Source organism: Chloroflexota bacterium (assembly GCA_018825785.1).
Classification (GTDB): Bacteria; Chloroflexota; Dehalococcoidia; order JACVQG01; family JAHKAY01; genus JAHKAY01.
The window spans coordinates 1-10,022 of sequence record JAHKAY010000015.1 but is presented as its reverse complement, the minus strand read 5'-3'; the positions used below and the strand labels follow the sequence as shown (position 1 = coordinate 10,022).

General features: G+C 62.3%; 9 protein-coding genes. 1 reads left to right on the top strand and 8 read right to left on the bottom strand.

Going from position 1 to position 10,022, the window contains the following annotated elements:
* Positions 1–9 precede the first annotated feature (9 nt).
* The 8 genes from KJ624_02885 to KJ624_02850 all read right to left on the bottom strand — a co-directional run bounded on the left by KJ624_02885 (position 10) and on the right by KJ624_02850 (position 9,313).
* Positions 10–918 carry a DDE-type integrase/transposase/recombinase gene (locus KJ624_02885; GenBank protein MBU2008786.1) on the bottom strand — a complete coding sequence of 303 codons (909 nt, stop codon included), beginning with the start codon at positions 916–918 and terminating at the stop codon, positions 10–12.
* Positions 919–1,082: 164 nt separating this feature from the next.
* On the bottom strand, positions 1,083–2,471 hold the full coding sequence (gene gltA, locus KJ624_02880) for an NADPH-dependent glutamate synthase (protein ID MBU2008785.1): 1,389 nt from the start codon (positions 2,469–2,471) through the stop codon (positions 1,083–1,085).
* On the bottom strand, positions 2,458–3,321 hold the full coding sequence (locus tag KJ624_02875) for a sulfide/dihydroorotate dehydrogenase-like FAD/NAD-binding protein (protein MBU2008784.1): 864 nt from the start codon (positions 3,319–3,321) through the stop codon (positions 2,458–2,460). Before KJ624_02875 ends, gltA begins: the two co-directional genes overlap by 14 nt.
* 42 nt (positions 3,322–3,363) lie before the next feature.
* Positions 3,364–6,165, bottom strand: coding sequence for a formate dehydrogenase subunit alpha (fdhF, locus tag KJ624_02870; GenBank protein ID MBU2008783.1), 2,802 nt, complete (start codon positions 6,163–6,165; stop codon positions 3,364–3,366).
* A 61-nt stretch (positions 6,166–6,226) separates the two neighbouring features.
* A complete protein-coding gene (locus KJ624_02865; GenBank protein ID MBU2008782.1) occupies positions 6,227–8,248 on the bottom strand; it encodes an NADH-quinone oxidoreductase subunit NuoF in 2,022 nt (673 codons plus the stop codon).
* The gene (locus KJ624_02860) at positions 8,140–8,622 is read right to left on the bottom strand and encodes an NAD(P)H-dependent oxidoreductase subunit E (protein ID MBU2008781.1); all 483 of its coding nucleotides are present in this window, start codon (positions 8,620–8,622) and stop codon (positions 8,140–8,142) included. Before KJ624_02860 ends, KJ624_02865 begins: the two co-directional genes overlap by 109 nt.
* Before the next feature lie 5 nt (positions 8,623–8,627).
* Positions 8,628–8,990 carry a hypothetical protein gene (locus KJ624_02855; protein ID MBU2008780.1) on the bottom strand — a complete coding sequence of 121 codons (363 nt, stop codon included), beginning with the start codon at positions 8,988–8,990 and terminating at the stop codon, positions 8,628–8,630.
* Between the two features lie 8 nt (positions 8,991–8,998).
* Positions 8,999–9,313: a hypothetical protein gene (locus KJ624_02850; GenBank protein ID MBU2008779.1), complete on the bottom strand. Its 315-nt coding sequence runs from the start codon at positions 9,311–9,313 to the stop codon at positions 8,999–9,001.
* A 249-nt stretch (positions 9,314–9,562) separates the two neighbouring features.
* Here KJ624_02850 and KJ624_02845 point away from each other — a divergent pair.
* Positions 9,563–10,022 (top strand): aminotransferase class I/II-fold pyridoxal phosphate-dependent enzyme (locus KJ624_02845; protein ID MBU2008778.1); only part of this gene is annotated, 460 nt, incomplete at its 3' end.

The following is a 10,022-nucleotide window of genomic DNA, read 5'->3' as shown; positions in this document are numbered from 1 at the left end:
TGTAATGGTTCACGACTTTTGGTACAGGGCGATGGCCTCCTTTGGTCTTTGCATATTAAGCCCCATATGGGGCCGCTCAGTGTTGTAGACGTGGAGGTAATGCTGGAACCACCGGTTCAGTTCATTGATATCCTCTGGCTCCTCCTGGAGGAGCAGGAAGAACTCATCCTCATCGGTGCGGAAACTGCGTTCAATTACGGCGTTCTCCCTGGGGGAGTTCTTGTGAATGTAGTAGTGGTCAATTCGCAGCTCTTCACACAGCTGGTGGAAGCGCCGCTGGAACTCCAAGCCGTTATCCGTCTGGACGTAGGTGACGGGGAAGAGGCAGGTCTGGACCACGTGGCGCAGGGTGATGATGGCGCCAGCCTCGTCCAGGACCGGGAGCAGCAGGGCCACCTTATACCTGGAGAGGATGTCTATGGCAGCGTATTCGTAGCAGGTGTAAGGGAGCCCTGAGAGCTCCGGCGTTACACACTTGACATCCATCTGCAGGTAGCCCAGAGCCGGAGTGTTACTGGGTCTCATGGCCTTCCCGTTCTGAAAGCGGGGTCGCCGATGCCTGTGCGCTGGCCGCAGCAGGTGATGGCGTGCCATGAGGCGGTGGATGGAGGATGCCGAGACATCCATGCCCTGCTCCCGAGCCAGAGCAGCCAGCTTCTCGCGGCAGAAGCCTCCTTGCCTGCGCCACGCGACGATCTGCTGCTCCTGCTCCCTCGCAAGAGCCCTCTGGGGCCTCTTGGGTGCCGTAGAGCCGCGTTCCAGCCCCTGCCACCGTACGTAGCCCCACGGCTGGCGGCCACGATATACCCAGCGCCTGACGGTCCGTCGGTCAATGCCCAAGCGGCGGGCTGCCTCCGAGTAGCTCTCACCACATGCCTTCCAGGTCTCTATTATCTCCCGAATCTCTCTTCTGCGCATCCCTCATTGTACGCACCTGTACCATAAGTTGTGAGAGAACACAGGGGGGCAGTAGCCGGAGAGGTGGATTTCGGCTCCTTTCACCTTGTAGTGGAAGGCGCGGGCGACCTCTCTCTTGAGGGCGGGGATGTGGGGGCTTTCAAACTCGGTGACCTTGCCGCATTTCAAGCCCCGTTCTGGAGGAAGGTGGAGATGGCCTGGGCGGCCTTTTTGGCCTGGCCTATGGCGGAGATGACGGTGGCGGCGCCGCTGACCACATCACCGGCGGCCCACACCTGGGGGCGGGTGGTCTGACCGGTCTCGTTGGCCACCACGGTCCCTTTGGAGGAGGTCTGGAGGCCGGGTGTGGTGGCGGGGACGAGGGGGTTGGGGGTGGTCCCTAGGGCAACAATGCCCAGGTCTATCTCCAGGGTGAAGCGCCGCTGGGTGGGGATGGGGCGGGGCCGGCCAGATGCGTCGGGCTCCCCCAGCTCCATCTCCTGGCACTCCACCGCCGCCAGCTTCCCGTTGTTCCCCAGGAAGGCTACCGGGGCGGCCAGGGTCCTGAAGATGATGCCCTCCTCCCTGGCGTTCTCCATCTCTTCCCTCCTGGCGGGCATCTCGGCCTCTGTGCGCCGGTAGAGAAGGACCACCTCTTTGGCCCCCAGCCTCAGGGCACAGCGGGCGGCGTCCATGGCCACGTTCCCCCCGCCCACCACCGCCACCCGCTCCCCCCGCTTCACTGGGGTATCGTATTCGGGGAAGAGATAGGCCTTCATCAGGTTGACACGGACGAGGAACTCGTTGGCCGAATAGATGCCGATGAGGTTCTCCCCCGGGACCCCCAGGAACTGGGGAAGGCCAGCCCCTGTGCCCAGGAAAATGGCGTGATACCCGGAGGCCAGAAGCTCGTCCAGGGTGAAGGTGTTGCCCACAACCATGTCCAGCCGGACGTCCACCCCCAGCGAGCGGATGTAGTCCACCTCCATCCTGACAATCTCCTTGGGGAGGCGGAACTCGGGGATGCCATAGACCAGGACGCCCCCGGGGACATGGAGGGCTTCAAAGACGCTCACCTGGTGGCCGGCCCGGGCAAGATCAGCGGCGCAGGTGAGGCCCGCCGGACCCGACCCCACCACTGCCACCTTCTTCCCCGTGGGCCTGGCCTGCAGGGGGGCGTCGGGGTATCTCTCACGGCGCTGCCAGTCGGCCACGTATCGCTCCAGGCCTCCTATGGCCAGAGGCTGGCCCTTTTTCCCCACCACGCAACGGACCTCGCACTGCGTCTCCTGAGGGCAGACCCGGCCGCAGACCCCGGGCAGGCTGTTATTATCCTTGAGGACCCTCACTGCCAGGGGCATGTCCTCTTCCTGGATGGCCTTGATGAAGCTGGGTATATCTATACCTGCGGGGCAGCCCGGGACGCACTTGGGCTTGGGACAGGTTAGGCAGCGCGAGGCCTCCTCTTTAGCGGCCTCGGGGGAGAAGCCAAGGGCGACCTCCTGGAAGTCCTGGCGGCGCGCGTGGGGGTCGCGGTGGGACAGGGGCGTCCGGTTAGGCTTAAGCTCGGGCATGGCCGCCCTCCCCCGGGTTCTTCGGGGCGAGGTGCTCCAGGCGCTCCAGGGAGCACTTCTCTTCATCGCAATAGCTCCGCTGTCGGGCCTTGAGGAGTTCCCAGTCCACCTTGTGGGCGTCAAAATCCGGGCCGTCCACGCAGGCGAACTTGGTCAGCTCGCCTACCCTCACCCGGCAAACACCGCACATGCCGGTGGCGTCCAGCATCAGGGGGTTTAGGCTGACGATGGTCTTTACCCCGAAGGGCTGGGTGGTTTTGGCCACGAAGCGCATCATCACCGTGGGCCCCACCGCGATGACCCGGTCCAGCCGTTGACCGGCCTGGAGGAGTTCCTGGAGGGGCTGGGTGACCACCCCTTTGCGGCCGTAGGAGCCGTCATCGGTGGTGATGATGAGCTCATCGCTTACCCTGCATAGCCGGTCTTCCCAGAAGATGAGTTCCCGGCACCGGGCGCCCATAACCGTGATGACCCTGTTTCCGGCGTCTTTGAGGGCCCGGGCGATGGGGAAAACGGCGGCGAGGCCCACCCCGCCCCCCACTACCGCCACTGTGCCGAAATTCTCCACCTCGGTGGGCCGGCCCAGGGGTCCCGCCAGGTGGGCGACGCTGTCCCCGGTGGCGAGCCAGGCCAGTTTTTGGGTGCTGGTGCCGACCACGAGGAAGACAATGGTGATAGTGCCCGCTTCGGGGTCCCAGTCGGCCAGAGTAAGGGGGATGCGCTCCCCCCTTTCGTCGGGAATAACTACAACAAACTGCCCCGCCTGGGCCTTTCGGGCGACCTCCGGGGCAGCTATTTCCAGCAAGATGGTGCGGGAGGCTACCTCCTCCCGCCGGACAATTTCAGGCAACTTCTCAGACTCCTTTCGTATTATACCAGTTTGGGGCTGGATTTATCTGTTGAGCGCCTCCACTCCCTTGGGGTGGACCTCCCTCTTCCCATCCGCCTTCTCCACCCGGACGGCGCAGAACTTGAACTCGGGGATTTTGGCCACGGGATCCACCGCGGGGTTGGTGAGGACATTGGTGGGGCTCTCCAGGAAGTGAAAGGTCATGGCCACGGTCCCGGGGGGTGAGGCCTCGGTGACCAGGGCCAGGGCCTCCACCTCCCCCCGCCGGGAGGTGACCTTTACCACATCCCCGGTAGTGATGCCCAGGGCCCGGGCATCACTGGGGTTCATCTCCACCCATTCCTCCCCGTGGAGCTCATTGAGCCCCTTTACCCGGCGGGAGAGGGTGCCGGTGTGGAACTGGTAGATACTGCGCTCGGTGGTGAGGATGAGGGGATAGGCTTTATCGGGCAGCTCCGCAGGAGGGCGGTATTCCAGGGGGAGGAAGTGGCCCTTCCCCCGGGTGAAGGTCTGGGTGTGGAGGATGGGGGTGCCGGGGTGGTCGGGGGTGGGGCAGGGCCACTGGAGCCCTCCAGAATCCAGCCGCTCATAGTTAATGCCGCCATACTGGGGCACCAGGCGAGCGGTCTCAGCCATAATCTGGGAGGGGTGCTCGTAGTCAAAGCCCTTTCCCCCCAGCCTCCTGGCTATCTGGCAGATTATCCACCAGTCGGGGTGGGAGTCCCCTATGGGGTCTATGGCCTTCCTAACCCGCTGGACCCTCCTCTCGGTGCTGGTATAGGTGCCGTCCTTCTCGGCGAAGGAACAGGCGGGGAGCACAACCTGGGCCAGCTTGGCCGTGTCCGAAAGGAACAGGTCCTGGACCACCAGGAACTCCAGCTCTTCCATGGCCCCCTGGCACATGGTGACGCAGGGCTCGGAGAGGGCGATGTTCTCCCCCATAATATAGAGCGCTTTCAGCTTTCGGGTATAGGCGGCGTGGACGATTTCCGAAAGAGTCAGGCCGGGGGCGGAGGGCAGGTCTGTCCCCCAGGCCTCCTCAAACTTCTTCCTCAGCTCAGGGTTATCCACCCTCTGGTAGCCTGGGAAATATTCGGGGAGGCCGCCCATGTCGCAGGCCCCCTGGACATTGTTGTGGCCCCGCAGGGGGTCCACCCCGGCCCCCGGACGGCCCACATTGCCGGTGAGCATGGCCAGATTGGCAACGGCGATGACATTATCGGTGCCGTGGGTGGATTGGGTGATGCCCATGGCGTAGAGGATGGCCGCCGGCTTGGTCTGGGCATAGAGCCGGGCCGCCTGGGCGATGGTCTCCCAGGGAATACCTGTGGTCTTCTCCACGAAGGCGGGGTCAAACCGGTTCAGGCTCTCCCGGAAGGCCTCATAGTTCTCACAGCGCTGGGCGATGAACTCCCTGTCCTCCAGCCCCGCCTCCACGATGGCCCGGGCCATGCCCATGAGGAGGGCCACATCGCTGCTGGGGTTAAGGCGGAGCCAGATATCGGCAAACCTGACCAGCTCAATCTCCCTGGGGTTGGCCACGATGAGCTTCTTCCCCTTCCGGGTGGCCTGCTTTACCTTCATCCCGATGACGGGGTGGGCAAAGGTGGTGTTGGCCCCGATGACGAAGATGAGCTCCGAGTTGGACAGGTCATTGATGGGGTTGGTCATGGCCCCGCTGCCAAAGGTCTGGACCAGGCCCGGGATGGTGGGGGCATGGCAAAGGCGGGCGCAGTGGTCAACATTGTTGGTCTTGAGCACCGCCCGGGCGAACTTCTGCATCACATAGTTGTCCTCATTGGCGCACTTGCCGGCGCAGAAGACCGCCATCTCATCGGGCTTGTAGCTGGAAAACTTTCTTGCCACCAGGTCCAGGGCCTCCTCCCAGGAGGCGGGCTCAAAGCGGCCGTCCTTCTTTATCAGGGGGGTGGTGAGGCGCTCCGGGTGGTGGACGAATTCCCTGATGCCAAAGCGGCCCTTGACGCAGGCCTGGCCCTGGTTCCAGGCATCGGGGTCGGGGCGGACCCGGAGGATATTCTGCCCCTTCACCTCCAGCTTTAGCTGGCAGCCGGTGCCGCAGTAGAGGCAGGTGGTGGTGACCGACTTATCCCCGAAGCCTGCCCAGAGGGCCTCCTTTTCCATGTGGGTGCCCACGGGGCAGATGTCCACACAGGCCCCGCAGAACTCGCAACCCGATTCGGTATGGGGGCGGCCAAAGGCAGTGCCCACCAGGGCCTGGCTCCCCCTGTAGGTGAAGGCGAGACAGCCGTTGACCTTGACCTCCTGGCAGACCCGCACACAGCGGCCACAGAGGATACACAGGTTGTAGTCCCGGCTGAGGAAGGGGTCCATGGTCTCCAGGGGCAGGCCCCGGTAGCTATAGGCCAGCTTTATCTCCTGGCCGACCATGCCGATGTAGTCGGAGACCACCTGAAGCTCACAGTGGCGGTTCTTGGGACAAAGGACACAGCGCTCCGTAACGGCGACATTTCTCAGGCAGACATCCCCCGGCTGACAGCGTTCCCGCCGCTCGCAGGTGAGGCAGCCGTGAGGGTGCTCGGAGAGGATGAGCTCCAGTACCGCCCTCCTCAGTTCCTGGAGCTGGGGGGTATTGGTCTTGACCACCATGCCATTTTGGGCGGGGGTGGTGCAGGCGGGGGGGAGGCCCCGCATCTTCTCTATCTCCACAATACACATCCGGCAGCCACCGTAGGGCTCCAGGAGGGGATGGTAGCAGAGGGTGGGGATATAGACGCCCGCCTTTTGTGCCACCTGGAGGACCGTCATCCCCGGGCGGCCCTCCACCTCCTTGCCGTCAATGTTGAGCGCAATAGTATCGGCCATAGCTACCTTCTTTCTGGGTCACAGTTGAGACAGCAGCAGGCCTCTTCCACGGCTCTTGCCTCTACTTGGCCCTATGCAGGATCAGCTTCTCCGGCGGGGGAGGGGCGGGGACTGGGACACCGGAGAGCCGCGTTACCGCCCCGAAACGGAGGGGGCAGACCTCCAGGCAGGTGCCGCACTTGGTACATTTGGCCTGGTCTATTACATGAATTTGATTCTTGCCGCCGGTGATGGCCTGCACAGGACAGTCTCTCATGCAGATAAGACAGGCTCGGCATTTCTCAGGCAGAATATAGTAGTTGATAAGGGCCTTGCACACCAGGGCGGGGCAACGCTTCTCGCGAATATGGGCCTCATATTCATTTCGAAAATAGCGCAGGGTAGTGAGGACGGGATTAGGGGCTGTTTGTCCCAGGCCGCAAAGGGAGGTGAATTGGACATTCCTGGCCAGCTTTTCCAGGTAGTCCAGGTCCACCGATTCCCCCCGTGTGACGGCCTCAAGCATCCCCAGCATCTGGCGGGTCCCCACCCGGCAGGGAACGCACTTGCCGCAGGACTCCCGCTGGGTGAAGGCGAGGAAATAGCGGGTCATGTCCACCGGGCAGGTATCATCATCCATGACTATCAAGCCGCCGGAGCCCATGATGGAGCCGGCGGCGGCGAGAGACTCGTAATCAATGGGCAGGTCCAGGGTGCTTGCCGGCAGGCAGCCGCCTGAAGGACCCCCTGTCTGTGTTGCCTTGAATTCCTTCCCCTCCACCAGCCCCCCGCCCACAGAGTAGACTACCTCTCTCAGTTTGGTGCCCAGAGGCACCTCAATGAGGCCGGTGCGCACCACTTTTCCCACCAGGCAGAAGGTCTTGGTCCCCTTGCTCTTTTCCGAGCCGAACTGGGCATACCACTCCCCCCCGTTTCTCAGGATGTGGGGGAGGGTGCCGTAGGTTTCCACATTGTTGATGTTGGTGGGCCGGCCCCAGAGGCCCTTCACTGCGGGGAAGGGGGGACGGGGCTGGGGCATTCCTCTCCTTCCCTCAATGGAGGCCATGAGGGCGGTCTCCTCCCCGCAGACAAAGGCCCCTGCTCCCTCTCTTATCTCTATGTCGAAACTGAAGCCCGAGCCCAGGATGTTCTCCCCGAGCAGGCCGTATTCCCTGGCCTGCTTGAGGGCCAACCTCAGCCTCTCCAGGGCCAGGGGATATTCCGCCCTGGCGTAGATGAAGCCCCGGGCACAGCCGATGGTATAGCCAGCGATGAGCAAGCCCTCCAGCAACGCATGTGGGTCCCCTTCTACCAGGGAGCGGTTCATAAAGGCCCCTGGGTCGCCTTCGTCAAAATTGCACACCAGGTAGCGTGGCGGCGGGTTGGCCCGGCAGAACTCCCACTTCTGGAAGGTGGGGAAGCCCGCCCCGCCCCGCCCCCTCAGCCCGGACTTCTTTACCTCGGCAACTACCTCCTCCGGCTTCATCTGGAGGGCCCGGACAAGGCCCTGGTAGCCATCGTTGGCCAGGTAGTGGTCAATGTCTGTAGGGTCAATATGGCCGCAGTTCTTGAGGACAATCCTCACCTGGGGCTTGAGCATCGGCAGGTCCCAGAAGCGAGGGATGCCTTCCACCCCGCCATCAAAGCTGCCCAGTGCCAGGTCAGGACGGGGGTTGTCCCGCACCAGATAGTCCTCAAGCAGCCCCCGCACTTTCTGCGGGTCCATGAAGCCATAGGAGATGCGGGGGCGGCCAGCCTTGATAATGTCCACCATGGGCTCGGCGTAGCACAGGCCGATGCACCCCACCCCTATGATTCGGGCCTCAATCCCCAGGCGTTTCAGCTCTTCCCGGATGGTCTCGATGACGCTGGTGCCCCCCGCCGCCCGGCCACAGGTGGCCTCACCCGCCAGGATTCGGGGGATGGGGCTCTCTGTCAGTGCCCGCCAGCTGGCCCGGGCCCGCTGCTGAAGGGGGAGAAAGACTTCAGCGATGCTCACTTGTCCACCAGCTTGATGATATCCCGGGCCTTTGATGGTGTCACCCGGCCGAAGACTGTCTTGTCCACCACCATCACCGGGGCCAGGGCACAGGAGCCAAAGCATGCCACCCTCTCCAGGCCGAATTTCATATCGGGTGTCACCTGCCCTGCCTCCACCCCCAGTTCCCGGGCTACAGCATCATAGACCTGGTCCCCCTTCCTTACATGGCAGGCGGTTCCCAGACATATCTTTATCTCGTGTTTGGCCGAGGGGATAAAGCGGAAGAAGTTGTAGAAGGTGGCCACCCCGAAAACCTCGCTGTTGGACATCCGCAGATGCCGGGCTATATCCTCCATGGCCTCCGGGGGAAGATAGCCCAACTCCTCCTGGGCCCTCTCCATAATAGTGATGAGGAGGCTTCTTTCCCGGGGGAAAGAGGCCAGGATACGGCGGACCGTTCCTACAAGAGGTGTTTCCTGGCTTACCACACTAGCCATCTAATTTACCACCAAGTCCTGCGGGACGCAAGCCCTGAGATATCTGGGTTCAGTTCAATAATGGTTGACCCTATGCCCTGAACTCGTGTATATTCTGGCATCGGGATGTCCCTTTTTGGCAGTCTAATAAAGTTGGTTGTAGAGAAGCCAGTAATATCAGGAATTGCAGCTTTCGTCATTGGTGCAATCCTTGCTGGTCTTCTGTCTTTGGAGTGGCTGACTTTTCTCCTTGTGGCGTGTGCTTTTGTTCTCGCCTTGATTGAAATCTCAAGACGGCGATAATAGCGAGAAGAAGAGCGGTAGCAGCTAATCCTCCTACTGCTAATTGCGTCGTAGCATCCATCAAAGCCTGCTTCCCTCTCTTTCACGTCCTGCCTCAAGCCTCTAATTTCCTGTAACAAAGCGCCGTGTTGTTCTGCTGATTCTTTCCGTAACTGGATAGTGCCTCATGGCTATTCAGCAACCTGAGGTAGGTCTCCTTATGCATCACCCTGCCGAAGGGGGTCTCCCAGCACTCCGGGTGGGCTATGCCGCAGGCCTTGAAAATCCTCTCCTCCTGCTCTCTTTTCCAGGTATTGGCCATCGGCTTGCCGCACACCGCGCATGGTATATCCAGGAATACCTCCAGGGGCTTTAGTCTTTCTACCTCTCGCGAGCCGGGGGGGATTTGGGTCATGTATGCAGACGCCACCGGCCTGGGTGTCTTGCCTGACACTGGCCGCTACCCATGCTGGGCGCCTCTCCCCGGTGGAGCGACAACACCGCAGACTCCGTCGCCATGACAGACCGGCATCCCCAATAGACCCTCGCCCTTGCGGCTTCTGGTCGAGAGGGTATACTACAGGGGCACAGAATTGGAGATATCAACGATCATCCCCCTCTCAGGAGAGATGTGTCAATCGCATCCACTCCCCCGAGAGGGGGCCAGGGGGTGAGGGGTATGCTCATATCGCGCCGGATCCAGCGGGAGCTAAAAGAGGGTTCCTGGATAAGGCGGGTCTTTGAGGAAGGCCTGGCGCTCAAGCGGGAGCTGGGGGAGGAGGCGGTCTTTGACCTCTCCCTGGGCAACCCGGTCCTGGAGCCGCCGGAGGCCTTCCGCCGGGAGCTGAAGAGATTAGCAGGCTCTCCCCTCCCCGGCATGCACCGCTATATGCCTAACCCCGGCTATCCCGATACCCGGGCCGCTGTTGCCCGCCAGCTCTCCGGAGAGACCGGCCTGCCCTTTACCTACGAACATATAGTCATGACGGTGGGGGCGGCGGGGGGGCTCAATGTGGTCTTGAAGGTCATCCTCAACCGGGGGGATGAGGTGGCAGTCTTTGTCCCCTATTTCTGGGAATACCGCTTCTACGTCTCGAACCACGGCGGGGTGCTTCGGGAGTTCCCCTCGGATGAGCGCT

Excerpts from the sequence above, each read along its gene's own strand:
- KJ624_02885 (MBU2008786.1), bottom strand. The coding sequence starts at position 918 with ATGCGCAGAAGAGAGATTCGGGAGATAATAGAGACCTGGAAGGCATGT.
- KJ624_02865 (MBU2008782.1), bottom strand. The coding sequence starts at position 8,248 with ATGCTTTGGCTCCTGTGCCCTGGCCCCGGTGATGGTGGTGGACAAGAC.
- fdhF (MBU2008783.1), bottom strand. The coding sequence starts at position 6,165 with ATGGCCGATACTATTGCGCTCAACATTGACGGCAAGGAGGTGGAGGGC.
- KJ624_02860 (MBU2008781.1), bottom strand. The coding sequence starts at position 8,622 with ATGGCTAGTGTGGTAAGCCAGGAAACACCTCTTGTAGGAACGGTCCGC.
- gltA (MBU2008785.1), bottom strand. The coding sequence starts at position 2,471 with ATGCCCGAGCTTAAGCCTAACCGGACGCCCCTGTCCCACCGCGACCCC.